Below are 17,169 nucleotides of genomic sequence, written 5' to 3'. Positions count from 1 at the left end.
ATGAAATAGGAAACTTCGGGGTAGAATTATGAAATAAGCTATAAAAAAAGGAGTAGCAAGCTACTCCTTATCTGTTATTCAGTTCGTTTACTGGGAATAACTTTCACCAGTTTTACCATATTCTCTTTCACTTCCAATACTTCTATTGGGTAGCCTGCTATTCGTAGGCTTAAATTCGAATCTGGGATATCTTCAAGGTATTCAACAATTAAGCCACTCAAGGTTTTAGGGCCATCGATAGGTAATTCCCACCCCATCTCTTTATTTAGATCACGGATGTTTGCACCACCATCAACAAGCACTGTGCCATCATCTTGAGTTGTCACTTCTTCACTTGGAGTACGTGTTTGCGTTGTGGTGAAATCACCTACCACTTCTTCAAGAATGTCTTCAAGAGTTACAAGGCCTTGAATATCACCGTATTCATCAACCACTAAACCAATTCGTTCTTTTGATTGTTGGAATTTCAAAAGCTGTGTGTTCAGCGAGGTACCTTCAGGGATAAAGTAAATCTCGCGGACCGCACGCAGTAATGATGGTTTATCAAACTGCTCTTTCGTCAATAGACGAAGTGCATCACGTGAGTGAATAAAACCAACCGCATCATCAATTTGATCGCGATAAAGTAATACGCGAGTATGCTGTGCATGTGTTAGTTGGCGACTGATTAGTTTCCAATCGTCATTAATATCAATGGCGACAATTTCGTTGCGTGGGATCATGATGTCTTCGACGGTCACTTGCTCTAAATCTAAGATAGACGTCAGCATGCTTTGGTGACGTGCAGGCAATAAGGCACCCGATTCATTAACCACGGTTTTTAATTCTTCTTTACTTAAGCTGTGCTCCTCGATTTGCGCGGTCGTAATACCAAATAAACGTAACATACCATTGGTCAGCCAGTTTACCATTACAACGAACGGGAAGAGTATTTTAAGCAAGCCTTTAAGCACGATAGAGCTAGGAAACGCGACTTTTTCAGGGTAAAGAGCCGCGAGCGTTTTTGGTGTAACTTCAGCAAAAATTAACACCACTAAAGTCAGAGCACCTGTCGCAATAGCCAAGCCAACGTCACCGTATAAGCGAATACCAATAATCGTCGCAACCTGTGCTGCAGCGATATTAACTAGGTTGTTACCAATCAAGATCAGACCAATAAGTCTGTCTGGGCGACTTAAGAGTTTACTGACGCGTTTCGCTGCGCGATGGTTTTCTTTCGCAAGATGGCGTAAACGAATACGGTTAATTGACATAATTCCGGTTTCAGAACCCGAAAAATAAGCAGAAATAAGTATCAATAATCCCAATACGATAAACAGGGTACTAGTCGATATGTCGTCCAACGATGGATCCTTTTTTTATAAACCAATGCATATTAAGCTAGAGAGAGCTTGCTGAGTCAAGTTAAAACTTATTTAGTATCACTTCTTGAATGAAACGGCTGCCAAAATAAGCAAGTGATAGGATAAATGCAGCTATCATGATCGAAAATACCACGGGTTTTCCTCGCCAACCTTGGCGTAAGTGACCAAGCGTAACAACCGTGAAAATAAGCCACGCAATCAATGATAAAACCGTTTTATGGATAAACTCACTGGCAAACATACCGTCTAAGAATATAAAACCAGACAGAAGTGCGAAGGTGAGTAAAATAGTGCCTAAAGTTAATAGTTGGTAGAGCTGACGCTCGACCACCATTAGCGGGGGTAAATGGCTGTGCACAATGGCTAAATCTTTACGCTTTAAGCGCTTATCAATAAAGTAAAATTGTATAGCGTATAAAGTCGCGATAATAAGTACGCAATAAGCTAGCAAAGATAGCGAGATATGTGTCACTAAGCCTAGTTCTACATCAATGGTATGAATAATCACATGATGCGGTATAAATAGGCTAGCAAGCGTTAAAATAGCTGCAAAGCCATAAACAACAGGCAATAGCAACGTTGCAGGAAACTTAAGCGACACCGCCGTGACAGACACCACAATGACCCAGCAGGTTAAAAGTGCCACATTAACAATGCTTAAATCTTGGCCGTCTGCTCGAAAAACAGAATTCACCAGTAATAACATATGTGCAAGGATTGCTACGGTGCTTAAAATCACCGTGAGCTTTTGGCTTGGGCCTTGTTTGTGAAAAAGGCGTGAAAGCACATGCGACGTTGCTAACACATAAAACAAACTAGCAATAATAGTTAAACTAATAATCATCGTGTTTTGGCCACTTAATTTATATCAATAAATCCTTGTCTCATTGATGCCATTGTATTTTATAGCAAGGCAAAAGCATAGAGTTTGTAAAAAGAAACTCAAACAGCGCACTTGAACACTGTATTGTCGACCACCATTTACGGTATACTGCTAGGAATTGAAATTTAATATTGCCTGTATTGCAACTTAAATTGTGTTTTTTGCGCGCTTTACAGGTGAAACACGTTTTATCGGAACCTTTACATGTTTGAGAATCTCCAAGAACGCTTAGGTAAAACCTTAAAAAATATCAGTGGCCGCGGACGCTTAACTGAAGACAATATTAAAGATACATTACGTGAAGTCCGCATGGCATTTTTGGAAGCGGATGTTGCGTTACCCGTTGTTCGTGATTTTGTTAAGCAAGTTAAAGAACGCGCAGTTGGCGTTGAAGTAACTAAAAGCTTAAGTCCAGGCCAAGTGTTCATTAAAATCGTTCGTGAAGAGCTTGAAAAAGCCATGGGCGAAGCTAATGAAGAGCTAAGCCTGAATGCGCAGCCGCCAGCAGTTGTGATGATGGCGGGTTTACAAGGTGCCGGTAAAACGACCAGTGTGGGTAAACTTGCTAAGTTCTTAAAAGAACGCAAAAAGAAATCTGTGCTTGTGGTGAGTGCTGACGTATATCGTCCTGCGGCAATCAAACAGCTTGAAACTCTAGCTACTGAAGTAGGGGTTGAGTTTTTCCCAAGTGATATTTCGCAAAAGCCTGTTGATATTGCCAGTAATGCGATTGCCCACGCGAAGAAAAAGTTTATTGACGTTGTTTTAGTTGATACAGCGGGCCGTTTGCACGTTGACAGCGACATGATGGATGAAATCAAGGCACTACACAGTGCGATTAATCCTATTGAGACCTTATTTGTTGTTGACGCAATGACAGGTCAAGATGCTGCAAATACAGCAAAAGCGTTTGATGAAGCATTACCACTCAGTGGTGTGATTCTAACGAAAACTGATGGTGATGCCCGTGGTGGTGCTGCTTTATCTATTCGCCATATCACCGGTAAGCCGATTAAGTTCATGGGTGTGGGTGAGCGCACCGATGCTCTTGAACCATTCCATCCTGACCGTATAGCGTCGCGTATTCTAGGCATGGGTGATGTACTTTCATTGATCGAAGAAGTCGAAATGAAAGTCGACAAGGAGAAAGCCGCTAAAGTTGCTGAAAAAGTATTTAAAGGCGATGGCTTTACACTTGATGATTTTGCTGAGCAGCTGCGCCAAATGAAAAACATGGGCGGTATGATGTCGATGCTTGATAAATTGCCAGGTATGCAAAATTTACCCGATGCAGTAAAAGGGCAAATGGGTGATAAAACATTTGTGCAAATGGAGGCGATTATTAACTCAATGACGCCAAAAGAACGCGCCCGCCCTGAAATCATTAAAGGCTCACGTAAAAAACGTATTGCAGCGGGTTCTGGTACTCAAGTACAAGAAATCAATAAATTGCTTAAGCAATTTACGCAGATGCAAAAGATGATGAAGAAAATGAAAGGTAAAGGCGGCATGATGAAAATGATGCGCGGCATGAAAGGGATGTTACCACCAGGTATGATGGGTGGCGGACCTAAGTTTTAATTTTCAAAAAGTCCGTTTCGTGTAAAAAAGGAGCAAATAGCTCCTTTTTTAATGGATAAATTATGCCGAACTTAGGCGCAAATGTAAGATTTAACGCACAGATCAGTGTTTAATCAACTAAACTTACATTTTGCATCACTTCTTACTTGCAATGTTGCAAAAAACTCGTACAATTCCCCAGCTCCCCGTACTGGGGAGTAAATCTTATTAATGAAAACAGTCAATCTATTTAGAGGACGGTATGGTAACTATTCGTTTGCAACGTGGTGGCGCTAAAAAACGCCCTTTCTATCAAATTGTGGTTGCGGATAGCCGTTTCTCGCGTGACGGTCGCTTCATCGAGAAAGTAGGTTTCTTTAACCCAATCGCTTCTGGTCAGGAAGAAAAAGTACGTTTAGATTTATCTCGTGTTGAACACTGGGTAGGTCAAGGCGCATCTCTTTCAGATCGCGTAGCTAAATTAGTTAAAGACGCTCGTAAAGCGGCTTAATAGGCGTAAGTGTAACCATGAGTCAAGAGAACACCTCGATAATTGTTGTAGGAAAGCTCGGCGCCCCCTATGGTATAAAGGGCTGGCTTAAGGTGCATTCATTTACTGATGATCCCGAAGGGATCTTCGATTTCAGCCCATGGTTGATAGGGCAACAAGGTAAATGGCAGACCTTAGAGGTGGTCGACTGGCGTCGCCACAACAAAGGCTTTATCGCTAAAGTTGCGCAAGTAAACGATCGAGACCAAGCAATGGCTTTCACCAATGTTGAAATCTCTGTTGACGCGGCGCAACTACCAGAATTACCGCAAGGTGAATTCTATTGGCGAGATCTCATTGGCATGTCTGTTGTAACCGATAAAGGTTACGACTTAGGCACGGTTGATGACCTAATGGAGACAGGTTCAAATGATGTTTTGGTTGTGAAAGCAAACAAAAAAGATGCATTTGGCCAAGCCGAGCGTTTAATTCCTTTTTTAACAGATTCTGTTATTAAAGAAGTTAAACACGAAGCAAGAGAAATTACCGTAGACTGGGACCCAGGGTTTTAATGTCACAAACGAGTTCGTTATGGGTAGGGGTGATAAGCCTTTTCCCGGACATGTTTGATGCTATTACCACTCAAGGGGTAACAGGTCGCGCAGTTAAAAATGGTTTAATTGACTTTAACTGCTGGAATCCACGTGACTACGCTACTGATAAGCATAGAACCGTGGATGATCGTCCTTATGGGGGCGGTCCCGGCATGTTGATGATGGTTGAACCATTGAAACAAGCCATCCTTGACGCTAAAAAAGCGGCAGGCGATGGTGCAAAAGTAATTTATATGTCCCCGCAAGGGCGCAAATTAGATCAGCAAGGTGCGGCTGAATTAGCCAACTCCGATAAACTGATTTTGATTGCCGGTCGCTATGAAGGTATAGATGAGCGAATCATAGAGTCATATGTTGACGAAGAATGGTCAATAGGTGATTTTATTCTGAGTGGTGGTGAACTACCCGCTATGACATTAATTGACGCTGTTGCGCGATTAGTGCCTGGTGTACTAGGTCACAATCAGTCAGCAGAGCAAGATTCATTTTCGGATGGATTGCTTGATTGTCCTCACTATACACGGCCAGAAACATTGGATGATAAACAGGTGCCTGCTGTATTGCTCAGCGGAAACCACCAAGAAATTGCTAAATGGCGCTTAAAGCAGTCATTAGGTAGAACTTGGTTACGTCGTCCTGACTTGTTGCATAACCTAGCTCTGACTGAGGAGCAAGCGGCACTTCTTGCAGAATTCGAGCAAGAGTACCAACAAGCTTGTGGCTAGAAGACAGTTACACCTAGGAAAGTGAGAAATATAATGGCAAAAGTAAACCAAAATATTATTAAAGCGCTTGAAGAAGAGCAGCTTAAAACAGACGTACCAGCATTCGGCGCTGGTGATACAGTAGTTGTACAGGTACGTGTAAAAGAAGGTAACAAAGAGCGTCTACAGGCCTTTGAAGGTGTTGTAATCGCTAAGCGTAATCGTGGTCTTCACTCAGCTTTCACAGTTCGTAAAATCTCGAGCGGTGAAGGTGTTGAGCGTGTATTCCAAACGCACAGCCCTCTTATCGACAGCGTAACAGTTAAGCGTCGCGGTGCAGTTCGCCGTGCGAAGCTTTACTATCTACGTGAGCGTTCTGGTAAATCTGCACGTATTAGAGAAAAACTTAACTAATACGCGCTGTTTATCAACGCAAAAAAAAACGGGTTGCAGCCTTCGGGTTGCAACCCGTTTTGGTTTTAAGGGAACAATTTTTCTATTGTATTAATTCGCTTAATTAAGAGAGCAGTTTTGAAGCGATAAAACGTCATTGATAACAAGGCAAAAATGTCGTTATTTAGTCATTCTCGGCAATAGCTCCTGCATTGCTCTACCTTCTGCATCCATGCAGTTGTAAATCAGACATTTTTAACGCAGGTAGCGACAGGTTTAATCCCTCAAAATGATGAAGCATTATTGTGGATTGAAATTAGCTGGCTTCTTCTTATTTTACTTTTCACACCTCTTTCAATAATTCCCGTACAGCAATATTTGAACTGGCGTATTTCCCCCGTGTGATTAGCCCCAAGGACTTTGTACTTTGCTGCTTATGCTGGTACTATATTTCGTATTAAAAGGTTTACTTTTTTGTATATTTTAGTTTACGTTTTGGGTTTGAGGTGTGGTAACAGTGGATAAGCTAGCAGAATTAAGAGCAGGGATCGATGAATGTGACGCGCAATTAGTCGCGTTATTAGCAAAGCGTAATGGTATTACAGAGCAAATAGGGGCTATTAAGCAGCAAACAGGGGCGCCATTACATGCGCCTGACCGTGAAGCCGATTTGCTGGCAGCTCGTCGCCAAGAGGCAATGAGTCAAGGCGTTAACCCTGAGCTTGTTGAAGATATCCTGCGTCGTATGATGCGAGAAGCGTATCAAAATCAGCAAGGGAGCTTGGCCTGTTCTGCTCCTCAGCTATCTCCGATTGTCATTGTGGGTGGTCAAGGGGCTATGGGGCAATTATTTGCCCAACAATTTATTCGTTCTGGGTATGAAGTCCGTATTTTAGATAAACAACAGCAGGCTGATAGTGAAGCTATTTTAGCAGGCGCAAAGTTGGTGTTAGTGAGTGTGCCAATCAATGCGTTAGAACAGGTAGTAGCAGCATTACCAACGCTTGATGATGAGTGTTTATTGGTTGATATAACCTCGGTGAAGCAAAAGCCATTAAAAGCATTAATGGCAGCTCATTCAGGCCCTGTTGTTGGCTTACACCCAATGTTTGGCCCCGATATATCTCATTGGGTAAAGCAGACTGTTGTGGTATGTGAAGGGCGTAATCATGAAGTTGCGCAAGGATTATTGGCACAATTACAAGTGTGGGGCTGTCAGGTAGTGGAAATGGATGCTAAAAAGCATGATGAAGCAATGCAAATTATCCAGGTCATGCGCCACTTAACGACTTTTGTTTATGGTCAGTTTTTAGCAAAACAAAGTCATACACTCGCAGAACTGAGAAGTTGTTCATCACCCATTTATCAGCTAGAACTCATGATGGTTGGTCGTTTATTTGCGCAATCGCCAGAGCTTTACTCTGATATTATGCTTGCGCAATTTGATGATGTCGAAGCCTTATTGGCTAACTACCAAGATACGTTTGCGCAAACATTAGAAAAATTAAAAGCGGGTGATAAAGCCGCTCTTATAGATGCCTTTGCAGAAGCTAAAGCGTATTTTTCAGATGCAACGGCACATTTCTTGACACAAAGTCGTAGCTTATTGAATAAAGCGAATGATGCTAAAGTGCTTGATTAACACTGTCGCTTAAGTAAAAGCGAGCACATTGTTTGCTGCTCGCTATACACTGTTTATTAGTGACCGCCTAATGAGCCAGGTAATCCAACCGAATGGTGTTGAATAAGTCCCCATTGATAGAGTAATTCAGTCATATCAGACAAACTAAATAACGTCATACTTAAACCTACTACAGTCAATACGATTGTATAGGGCAGTGCCATAAAGACCATTCGTCCGTAAGAAAGCCTGAGCACGGGGGCGAGTGTCGAGGTGAGTAAAAATAAAAATGCAGCTTGACCATTTGGTGTCGCCACACTAGGCAAGTTAGTCCCTGTATTAATTGCAACGGCTAACAAATCAAATTGATCACGACTGATTTGCCCCGCCTCTAACGCGGCAGCGACTTCATTAATATAAACTGTACCAACAAATACATTATCGCTCACCATAGAAAGCAATCCATTCGCAATAAAGAACATCACCAATTGTAACTGTCCTTCAAATGTCAGCACCCAACTGATAACCGGCGTAAACAAATGTTGGTCGATTATTACTGCAACAATTGAAAAGAATACACACAGCAGAGCGGTAAAGGGGAGTGCTTCTTCAAATGCTTTTCCTAACTGGTGCTCTTCAATGATCCCTGCACTGGCAGTGGCAAAAATAATCACCGATAAACCAATTAACCCGACGGTTGCTAAGTGTAAAGCAAGTCCAATGATGAGCCACACCGCTATTACTGCTTGAATAGCCAAATTGACTTTGTCACGCGTTGTTCGTTTTTTCTCAAGCTTTTTAGCATGCTCAGATAATATGGTGTGAATAGGAACTGGCAATTTAGCACCGTAACCAAATGTCTTCGTTTTTTCGAGTAGAATAGTTGTCGCTACACCTGCAATCATTACAGGCAAGGTGATAGGGAGCATGCGAAAGAAAAACTCTCCGAAAAACCAGCCAGCACGTTCTGCAATAATTAAATTTTGCGGTTCACCAACCATGGTGCATACGCCCCCTAATGCAGTGCCTATTGAAGCATGCATCAACAAATTGCGTAAAAATGCCCGAAATTCTTCCAATTCTTGACGATTGACAGGACGCACTTGATTATCGTCGTTTATATCATGTTCACTGCTGGAGTCTTTCCCCGATGCAACTTTGTGGTAAATGCTGTAAAAACCCATTGCAACGGCAATAACAACCGCCATGACAGTCAGGGCATCAAGAAATGCAGATAAGAATGCAGCAGCAAGTGTAAAAGACAGCGACAGCACTGTTTTACTGCGAACTGAGACAACTAACTTAGTGAAAATATACAGTAACAGATCTTTCATAAAGTAAATGCCCGCAACCATAAAGATCAACAGTAAGATGACATCCACATTTTGAACTATTTCATGTTCAACCTGACCCGCTGAAGTCATTCCAATAAACATCGCTTCTATCGCCAGAAGTCCACCGGGTTGAAGCGGGTAGCATTTTAATGCCATAGCAAGGGTAAAAATAAACTCTAGTACCAGCACCCAGCCAGCAATATAAGGGTTTAATTGAAATAAAATCGGATTTAACAATAAAAAAGCAAGAATGGTGTATTTATACCATTGTGGCGAATTCCCTAAAAAGTTTTTAAAGATTGCCGGCAGAACTCGTTGCTGCATTGCAGTACCTTATTAGATGGGATGATAACGCTAATAAGTTAATTCACTTAGCGTTAACAGTAAATATGCTGTTAGTGTAATTTTAGTATAGCTAAAGTACGATAACGATTGTTAATTATTAACTTAAGTGTGGTTTATTAATACTAGGCTAATTATTTCGTTATTATCTTTAGATTTTTATGTACACTGGATGGACTTTACTTGTTAGTTACAGAGCATCTGGTACAATCAGTGGGTTGATCGCTTTGTGCGATAGAAGTATGTGCTAACTCAAGTGGAAATTGAATGAGAATTTTTAAAGCGAAAAGTCCAGCAGGTTTTGCTGAAGAATACATTGTTGAATCTATTTGGAATGGTGACTTTCCGCCTGGCTCAATTCTTCCAGCAGAACGAGAGTTGTCAGAGTTAATAGGTGTTACACGTACCACTTTGCGCGAAGTACTACAGCGTTTGGCGCGTGATGGCTGGTTAACTATTCAACATGGTAAACCAACTCGCGTTAATAATTTCTGGGAAACCTCAGGTCTTAACATTCTAGAGACGTTAGCACGACTAGATGAAGACAAAATGCCAGAGCTTACTGATCAACTTCTATCGGCTCGCACTAACATTAGTGCCATCTACACTCGTGCTGCAATAAAATTAGCACCTGAACGCGTGATCGAAATTTTATCGCAAAGTGAGCAGCTTGAAGACAGCGCGCAAGCATTTGCAGACTACGATTACAAAGTGCATCATGAACTTGCTGTCGCAGGTAACAACAGAATCTATGTACTTATCTTAAATGGCTTTAAAGGTTTTTACTCAAAAATCGGTTGCCATTACTTCTCTGATTCGCGTACACGTGAGCTTGCTCGCCAATTTTATAAAGATTTAACCTCGCTTGCTGAGCGTCATGAACACGACGGGGCTATTTCGCTTATGCGTAAATACGGCCATCAAACGGGTGAAATCTGGCAGCAGATCCGTGGTGATATGCCAGAAGATATTATGGACTAACAGCCCTTAGTTATGCGCCTTTTTATATTTGAGAACCCAGCCTTAAGCTGGGTTTTTTGTATTTATTTAACAATAAGGTGGGTTCATAATCACCCTGCATCATAAGGTAATTCGATAGGCAAAGCGCATATCTTTTTTATATCAATTTTTCCGATTGCATATATCGTTTTTTTCGATTGTTCATTTGCCTGTAACCTCTTTAAACTATCTTGCTAAATATCGATACTTACTCTTGGTTTTTGTTTTTTCGGAACCATATATATGTGAGTATTGCGTAGGCAATTGGAAATAAACTCAAATATTTGGAGATAAAAATGGGTGTATTAGTTGGCCGTCAGGCACCAGACTTTACTGCAGCAGCTGTTCTTGGTAACGGTGAAATCGTTGAAAACTTCAACCTAAAAGACACTATCAAAGGTAAAAAAGCAGTTATCTTCTTTTACCCGTTAGACTTCACTTTCGTATGTCCTTCAGAGTTAATCGCTTTCGACAAGCGTTTTGAAGAGTTCCAAAAGCGTGGCGTTGAAGTAATCGGTGTTTCTATCGATTCACAATTCTCACACAACGCATGGCGTAACACTGCTGTTGCTGACGGCGGTATTGGTCAAGTTAAATATGCACTAGTTGCAGACGTTAAGCACGAAATTTGTCAAGCGTACGACGTTGAGCACCCAGAAGCAGGTGTTGCTTTCCGTGGTTCTTTCCTAATCGACGAAGAAGGTACAGTACGTCACCAAGTAGTTAACGATTTACCATTAGGCCGTAACATTGATGAAATGCTTCGCATGGTTGACGCACTAGCGTTCCACAGCGAGCACGGTGAAGTATGTCCAGCAGGTTGGACTGAAGGTAAAAAAGGTATGGATGCAAGCCCTGAAGGTGTTGCTAAATTTCTTTCTGAAAACGAAGGCGACCTATAATTTAGGCCTTTGTTGAAAGTATTTAAAAAACCCGCCAATTGGCGGGTTTTGTTTTATCTGGTATGCGTTTAGTTAAAGCGCATTGTTAGCTTAGTATAGAAATAACGTCCACGAGGGTTATGCACGCTTGATACATAGCCATATAAGTCGCTATCACCATCACCAATTGCAAATGGAGGATCTTCGTCAAATACGTTATTAACGCCCACAGAGAGTTTTAATTTTTCTGAGAAGTTATACGCAGTTTGTAAATCAACCAGTGTTTGAGAGTCAACCATGCGTGATGTGTTGCTATCAAAGTCTAGGTTACCGTCAAAGTCGATATCAGGGGTATCTTCAAACTCACCGATGTAACTCACATTCACATTCGTATTAAAGTCACCCATTTCCCAGTTAGTGCTGAATATCCAACGATTTTCTGGGTAACGATATTCACCCGTATAATCACGGCCATCTTTCTTAAATTCATTTTGGTATGCCCATTCAAGATTGAATTTTAAGAACCCGTAGTCATTCATTGCATGCGTGTAATTAGCAGAGACATCAACACCAGATACTTCTTGTGAGGATACATTTTCGAAAGTGCTATGTACTTTTTGAATAACCCCTAAGCTTAGGCCGCCTTGAGGCGCAAGTCGTACACACACTGTGCTATTTTGATCATTACAATTTTGATCGTAAATAGGGCCGAATTCTTGCTCATCAATTTTATTGTCTTGCGTTATGCTCCACACATCAATACCGAAACCAAATTCAGCTGTGGGTGCCCAAATAAAGCCAACGTTCCAAGATTCAGATTCTTCAGCTTCTAGGTTTGGATTACCTGCAAACTGAATGTTGTAATCAAGTGCATTACAATCAAGCCCTGTCGCTTGGCATCGGTAAGTATCTACAAAGAACTGACTTTCTTCTGAGGGACCTAAACCAATTTGCGCTAATGAAGGTGCTCTGAAACCTTGTGCCCAAGAACCACGAACAGTGATTGAATCGGTTGGTGCCCAACGTACAGCTACTTTTGGATTGGTTGTTGAGCCAAAGTCACTGTAATCATCATAGCGACCCGCTAATTGTAACTCTAGGTTATCTGCAAGCGGGATTGAAAACTCAATATACGCAGCATACTGGTCACGCTCAGCTGCTGCTGACACTGACTCGGTACCAAAAATTAAACCACGTTGAAATTGATCATCAGGAATATCACTTACATCTTCCTCACGGTATTCAATACCGGCGGCCATCATAACGACATCATCACCAAAGCTAAATGCTTCACCACTGATATTGGCATCGAATGAGGTCATATGCGACTCACCACGGCGCACCAGACTTGTTGTAATTCTGTCGATAACCGCAGGGTCGTTATAGGTGCCACCAAATGGATTGTAATTACCCGCATCAATTTCTTGCTGAAGAAAGTCGGTACGCACCCAGCCCTGGCTTCTACTGCCTGTTTGCATTGATTTACTGCGGCCTTTTTGAACGGCTGTCTCCCAGCTCCAATCATTAATTTCACCTTTTAAGCCAGCCACAAAACGCAGTGTATCTGATTCGATATCCCATTGGCGAGGACCTGCATCAACGGTACGATACCGACCAATTTCAATATCTTGACCAAAAGGATTGTTTGGGTGACTTGCTGGTACCGTGAGTCCTGCGTCTTCATCAAGAGGAGTGGGAGCACCCGCTGCCTGTGAGGAGTTATGCTGTACTGCCATTTCCATAAATGCAGTGATGCCATTATCAAAGTTATATTCAAACTGTGAAATAGCGCCAACACGTTCAGACGCCGGTGTTATATAGCCATAGGGGCCATAGTCAAATAAACAGCTACCACTGGCGGTTGCATTTTCTGCAGGGCAAGATGGGTCAATTGTTTTTTCGCCATCGACGTAAAAGTAGCCTGGAAAACCACGCGAAGAGCGGAAATCCATACCACCATATGGTTCTTGGTTAGCGGTGCCTAGGCGTCCCATTTCATCTGACGATAATGCCGTATTATTAAAATAATCAATAATAACAGACGCACTACTTTTTTCTGTGCTTGTTCCCCATACTAAACTCGCTGTTTTTTCTTCATAATTAGGTCCGTCAGTACCACCATAACCTAAGTTGACCTCTAGACCATTAATGTCTTTTTTAAGAATAATATTAACTACACCAGCAACCGCGTCAGAGCCATAAATAGCAGATGCACCGTCTTTTAAAATATCGATACGCTCGATTGCAGAAACAGGAATAGAGTTAATATCAACAAATGAGTTGGTAATACTTTCTGCGAAAGCACTAATAGCAACACGGCGTCCATTGATAAGTACTAAGGTTGCATCCGAACCTAAGCCACGTAAGCTCACGGCAGCAGCGCCATTTGCTGTTGAATCTTGGTTATTCCCACGGGTTGAAAATGTGCCATTACCGGCAACTGGCATACGCTCTAAAAGCTGTTGTAGGTTGTCATAACCCATATTATCAATATCTGCGCGACTGATTGATTGGATAGGTGAGGGTCCCTCAATATCTGAGCGTTTAATACGTGAACCGGTTACTTCGATGCGCTCAACTTTTTCAGCGCTTTCTGATGATTCGGCAGCAACTGAGGTGAAAGTTGTGCCCGCTAATGCGGCAATGGTAAAAACAGTAAGAGGTCGTCGAATAAAGTGATGAGTTTTCTTCATAAATTTCAATCCTTGTTTAATTGTGAGATTTTTGTGAAATAATCACAGTAAAGATTGATACCATGTAAATGGTTGGTTTTGAAATACTACAAAAGAATGAGGTTGACACGTGGAAACGTTTCAAAATGTTAAAAGTGAGGTAGAGTAAGGGGGTCAGAGCCTAACAGAAAGTTAGGCTCAAGCAGGGATTTTATGCTTTATGTTTCATCAGGCGTTCTTTTTCACGCGCCCAATCTTTGTTTTTCCCATCTTCACGTTTATCGTGCATCTTTTTACCTTTAGCGAGGTGGAACTCCAACTTCACCCAGCATTTTTTCCAGTACATGGCAGTGGCGATCAGTGAATAACCATCACGCTCTGTTGCACCGATAAGACGATCGATTTCACGTTTGTTCAAAAGTAATTTGCGATACCTAAGCGGATCACAAATTACATGTGTTGAAGCACTGTTGAGAGGCTGAATTTGACTGCCAAGTAAAAATGCTTCGCCGTTTTTAATGTGAATATAAGTCTCAGAGATGTTTACTTTACCAGCTCGGATACTTTTTACTTCCCAGCCCTGTAGTTCAACCCCTGCTTCAAACTTATCGTGTAAAAAATACTCATGACGCGCTTTTTTGTTAAGCGCGATAGTATTGCTTGTCGATTTAGATGATTTTTTCTTAGCCATAGTGGTTCATATTATACGTAAAAACAGCGTTTTTACATCGCTTTTTTAAGGCTTTATACAAATAATCCCGTTACTAAAATTTGGGGAAATAGCCAAAGCTTGCTAAAATTCGCCGACACAGTTGGGAGTGAATATGCCACAAATAGAAAAAAGTGCGCTGGTAATGTACAGCAGTAAAGAAATGTTTGATTTAGTGAACGATGTTGATGCGTACCCTGAGTTTTTACCACATTGTTCAGACGCTAAAATTATTGCACAACAACCCAGCGGTATGACGGCCAGTTTAGAAATATCGAAAGCGGGTTTAAAAAAGTGGTTTACCACAGAAAATACCTTTATTGATGAGCAAACCGTTGCTTTACGTTTAGTTGATGGTCCTTTTAAAAGCTTGCAAGGGAAATGGCATTTTTTACCTTTAGACGATAAAGCGTGTAAAGTGCAATTACACTTAGAGTTTGAATTTGCGAGTAAACTAATTGAGCTTGCTTTTGGTAAGGTGTTTAACGAAGTGGCAAAGAATATGGTGAATGCTTTTACCCAACGTGCGAAAACGGTGTATGGAGTCCGCTCATGATAAGTGTTGAAGTTGTATTTGCGTTACCTACAACCGCGACAAGTTTACTTGTCGAAGTACCAGAGGGAACCACTGTTGAGCAAGCTGTTATTAAATCGGGCATTATCGAAAAGTGCCCCGAAATAGATGCAAATAACCTCACATTAGGTGTGTGGAATCGCACTTGCAAGTTAACACAAGAGGTTAAGCAAGGGGATAGAATTGAAATTTATCGCCCATTAATTGCAGACCCCAAAGATGCACGCAGACGTCGTGCAGAGAAAGCCAAAGAAGAAGGTAGAGCTAATAAAGTTACCGGTGGGCGCCCACTGAATAAAGCATAGTAACCTATTGAAAGTGAATCACTTACTGCACGTTCTAAGCGGTGGTTTTATCTATTTAGCATACAAAAAAGGGTCGCTTTTGCTACCCTTTGTTTTTATATTTACTCTTGTTCAAGTGGGGTATTGAACTCACTTGGTTGCTCATAATCACCTGATATTGACACGAGCTTATTATCTTCAAAATTAACCGTTAACGATTTGCGTTGTTCATTGCTACGGCCTAGATTAAAAACATAAAGATAATGCCAAGTATTCTTGTCGAATGAATCTTCTGCAACCGGTTTACCAAGTACGTAAACCACTTGCTCACGAGTCATATTAACGCGAAGCTTATCAACGTCAGATTGTTCTAAAAAGTTACCCTGAGGAATGTTGATGCGATAAACCCAACTAGAACACCCAGCGGTAGCACTTAAAGTAAGGGTAAGTACTAACCAAAAAGAAAAAGTTTTAAACGACTGCATTATTTGTTTGAATCCTTATTTTTTATACACTGCATGATACCGATTAGTCACAGAAGGTAAAACCCTTTTCAATAATTGTTTTACTGAAACATGATTAATGCTCACGAGGCACAGATTTGACCACCGACACGACAAAAAGTTTACCTGAATCAATAAAAAAGCGCGACAGTTCTCAATCACACTGGCATTTGTATATTGTGCAGACTCGTTTTGGCCACTGGTATACAGGGATCAGCACCGATGTTGAAAAACGTTTTGCAGCTCACCAAGCTGACAAAGGGGCAAAAAATTTAAAAGGAAAAGGACCTTTAACCTTAATTTATCAGCAACCGGTTGGCTCTCGCAGCGAGGCTAGTAAGCTTGAGATTCAGGTTAAAAAGTTAAACAAAGCGCAAAAAAGGCAGTTTGTTATCACAGCCAAGTTACCTGGTTAGGGCACTAACAAACTCTGCAATTTTGCTCACTGCGTGTTCAAATAACCTAAAGTCAATGTGCTCTAGGGTATCACTCGGTTGATGATGGTGTTTATCGTGTCCCATGCCAAAATAAATATAAGGGACACCTGCTTTTGCAAACGAATAGTGATCGCTGGCTCTTCGCCAATCAACGTTAAGATCAAATAATCGATTAAGTCGGGCAGATGAACTGGTTGCAAAAAATGTAATGTTTTCATCAGAAAGTCCAGTAATTACTGTTTTATACTGCGCTATTGATTGGCCGTCTAAAAAGGCATAAATGCGAGGTTTTCGCTTGTTAACCACGAGCATATCCAGATTAATATTTAATGCGATATCTGCGCTGTTTAATTGTGACACTAAATAGTCACTGCCATGTAAGCCATTTTCTTCTGCATCGGTGGCAACGAACATTAATTGGTTCTGATGGGGCTTATCGGCGAAATACGCTGCTAAATAGAGTAAAGCAGCAACACCGCTGGCATTATCGTTTGCGCCAGGATAGAGCTTAGTCCCGCGTTGCCCTAAATGGTCATAATGTGCAGTAAAGATAATCTTTTTACATTGAGTGCAAGCGGATGGTTTAGTTGCAATGATATTGCGGGCAGTGGCTTTTTGATAAAAAGTTGCGGGGTATTGAAATGTTTGTTCTTGAACTTCATAGCCTAATGAGGTTAAGCGGCTTGCAATGTAATCAGCGGCACGCTTTGCGCCGATTGTATTGGTTTTCCGACCATAAAATTGCGTTGAAGTAAGCGTTGTGACATCTTGTTTTAAATGAGAGTCAGCTGGCAAACGCAGCATC

Annotated in this window: 18 protein-coding genes; 11 read left to right on the top strand and 7 right to left on the bottom strand. The window is 41.5% G+C overall.

From position 1 onward, the window contains the following. Positions 1 to 74: 74 nt before the first annotated feature. Positions 75 to 1,343, bottom strand: a complete 1,269-nt coding sequence (locus IT970_RS10565) for an HlyC/CorC family transporter (RefSeq protein ID WP_141687232.1) — start codon at positions 1,341 to 1,343, stop codon at positions 75 to 77. A gap of 61 nt (positions 1,344 to 1,404) precedes the next feature. Beyond that, positions 1,405 to 2,208 carry a cytochrome C assembly family protein gene (locus IT970_RS10560; RefSeq protein ID WP_036967105.1) on the bottom strand — a complete coding sequence of 268 codons (804 nt, stop codon included), beginning with the start codon at positions 2,206 to 2,208 and terminating at the stop codon, positions 1,405 to 1,407. 243 nt (positions 2,209 to 2,451) lie between these two features. Between IT970_RS10560 and ffh the strand changes: the two genes are divergently transcribed. The 6 genes from ffh to tyrA all read left to right on the top strand — a co-directional run bounded on the left by ffh (position 2,452) and on the right by tyrA (position 7,650). Beyond that, positions 2,452 to 3,828 (top strand): signal recognition particle protein, encoded by a 1,377-nt coding sequence (ffh, locus tag IT970_RS10555; RefSeq protein WP_036967108.1) that lies wholly within the window; start codon positions 2,452 to 2,454, stop codon positions 3,826 to 3,828. 241 nt (positions 3,829 to 4,069) lie between these two features. Further along, positions 4,070 to 4,318, top strand: coding sequence for a 30S ribosomal protein S16 (gene rpsP, locus IT970_RS10550; RefSeq protein WP_036967110.1), 249 nt, complete (start codon positions 4,070 to 4,072; stop codon positions 4,316 to 4,318). Between the two features lie 17 nt (positions 4,319 to 4,335). Next, the gene (rimM, locus tag IT970_RS10545; protein WP_036967112.1) at positions 4,336 to 4,869 is read left to right on the top strand and encodes a ribosome maturation factor RimM; all 534 of its coding nucleotides are present in this window, start codon (positions 4,336 to 4,338) and stop codon (positions 4,867 to 4,869) included. Next, complete coding sequence (trmD, locus tag IT970_RS10540; RefSeq protein ID WP_196857309.1) at positions 4,869 to 5,636, top strand: tRNA (guanosine(37)-N1)-methyltransferase TrmD; 768 nt, start codon at positions 4,869 to 4,871, stop codon at positions 5,634 to 5,636. The genes rimM and trmD overlap by 1 nt, the downstream gene beginning before the upstream one ends. A 33-nt stretch (positions 5,637 to 5,669) precedes the next feature. Further along, positions 5,670 to 6,029, top strand: a complete 360-nt coding sequence (rplS, locus tag IT970_RS10535) for a 50S ribosomal protein L19 (RefSeq protein ID WP_004587324.1) — start codon at positions 5,670 to 5,672, stop codon at positions 6,027 to 6,029. Between the two features lie 496 nt (positions 6,030 to 6,525). Beyond that, positions 6,526 to 7,650, top strand: coding sequence for a bifunctional chorismate mutase/prephenate dehydrogenase (tyrA, locus tag IT970_RS10530; RefSeq protein WP_036967115.1), 1,125 nt, complete (start codon positions 6,526 to 6,528; stop codon positions 7,648 to 7,650). A 56-nt stretch (positions 7,651 to 7,706) separates the two neighbouring features. Here tyrA and nhaB read toward each other — a convergent pair whose 3' ends face one another. Continuing rightward, the gene (gene nhaB / locus IT970_RS10525) at positions 7,707 to 9,287 is read right to left on the bottom strand and encodes a sodium/proton antiporter NhaB (protein WP_065978553.1); all 1,581 of its coding nucleotides are present in this window, start codon (positions 9,285 to 9,287) and stop codon (positions 7,707 to 7,709) included. A 285-nt stretch (positions 9,288 to 9,572) separates the two neighbouring features. Between nhaB and fadR the strand changes: the two genes are divergently transcribed. Further along, positions 9,573 to 10,286: a fatty acid metabolism transcriptional regulator FadR gene (gene fadR, locus IT970_RS10520; protein WP_036967119.1), complete on the top strand. Its 714-nt coding sequence runs from the start codon at positions 9,573 to 9,575 to the stop codon at positions 10,284 to 10,286. Positions 10,287 to 10,600: 314 nt separating this feature from the next. Next, positions 10,601 to 11,206, top strand: a complete 606-nt coding sequence (locus IT970_RS10515) for a peroxiredoxin C (RefSeq protein WP_036967121.1) — start codon at positions 10,601 to 10,603, stop codon at positions 11,204 to 11,206. Positions 11,207 to 11,274: 68 nt separating this feature from the next. Here IT970_RS10515 and IT970_RS10510 read toward each other — a convergent pair whose 3' ends face one another. After that, complete coding sequence (locus tag IT970_RS10510) at positions 11,275 to 13,878, bottom strand: TonB-dependent receptor (RefSeq protein WP_118844450.1); 2,604 nt, start codon at positions 13,876 to 13,878, stop codon at positions 11,275 to 11,277. A gap of 190 nt (positions 13,879 to 14,068) precedes the next feature. After that, positions 14,069 to 14,548, bottom strand: a complete 480-nt coding sequence (smpB, locus tag IT970_RS10505; protein ID WP_036967136.1) for an SsrA-binding protein SmpB — start codon at positions 14,546 to 14,548, stop codon at positions 14,069 to 14,071. 133 nt (positions 14,549 to 14,681) lie between these two features. Here smpB and IT970_RS10500 point away from each other — a divergent pair, with 133 nt between their 5' ends. Both IT970_RS10500 and IT970_RS10495 read left to right on the top strand, forming a co-directional pair. After that, positions 14,682 to 15,122, top strand: a complete 441-nt coding sequence (locus tag IT970_RS10500) for a type II toxin-antitoxin system RatA family toxin (protein WP_036967139.1) — start codon at positions 14,682 to 14,684, stop codon at positions 15,120 to 15,122. Beyond that, entirely contained in the window at positions 15,119 to 15,445 is a 327-nt protein-coding gene (locus IT970_RS10495) for an RnfH family protein (protein ID WP_036967142.1), read from the top strand. Before IT970_RS10500 ends, IT970_RS10495 begins: the two co-directional genes overlap by 4 nt. A gap of 101 nt (positions 15,446 to 15,546) precedes the next feature. Here IT970_RS10495 and IT970_RS10490 read toward each other — a convergent pair whose 3' ends face one another. Further along, on the bottom strand, positions 15,547 to 15,909 hold the full coding sequence (locus IT970_RS10490; protein ID WP_036967144.1) for an outer membrane protein assembly factor BamE: 363 nt from the start codon (positions 15,907 to 15,909) through the stop codon (positions 15,547 to 15,549). Between the two features lie 116 nt (positions 15,910 to 16,025). On the opposite strand from IT970_RS10490, the gene IT970_RS10485 reads away from it, so the two are divergent. Further along, positions 16,026 to 16,343: a GIY-YIG nuclease family protein gene (locus IT970_RS10485; RefSeq protein WP_036967146.1), complete on the top strand. Its 318-nt coding sequence runs from the start codon at positions 16,026 to 16,028 to the stop codon at positions 16,341 to 16,343. Here the strand turns inward: IT970_RS10485 and IT970_RS10480 are convergent. Further along, positions 16,332 to 17,168: a M28 family peptidase gene (locus IT970_RS10480; protein WP_231387332.1), complete on the bottom strand. Its 837-nt coding sequence runs from the start codon at positions 17,166 to 17,168 to the stop codon at positions 16,332 to 16,334. The genes IT970_RS10485 and IT970_RS10480 overlap by 12 nt on opposite strands. Position 17,169 lies beyond the last annotated feature (1 nt).

It is taken from the genome of Pseudoalteromonas sp. A41-2 (assembly GCF_015767615.1).
Taxonomy (GTDB): Bacteria; Pseudomonadota; Gammaproteobacteria; order Enterobacterales; family Alteromonadaceae; genus Pseudoalteromonas; species Pseudoalteromonas lipolytica.
This window is presented reverse-complemented; position numbering and strand designations above follow the sequence as displayed.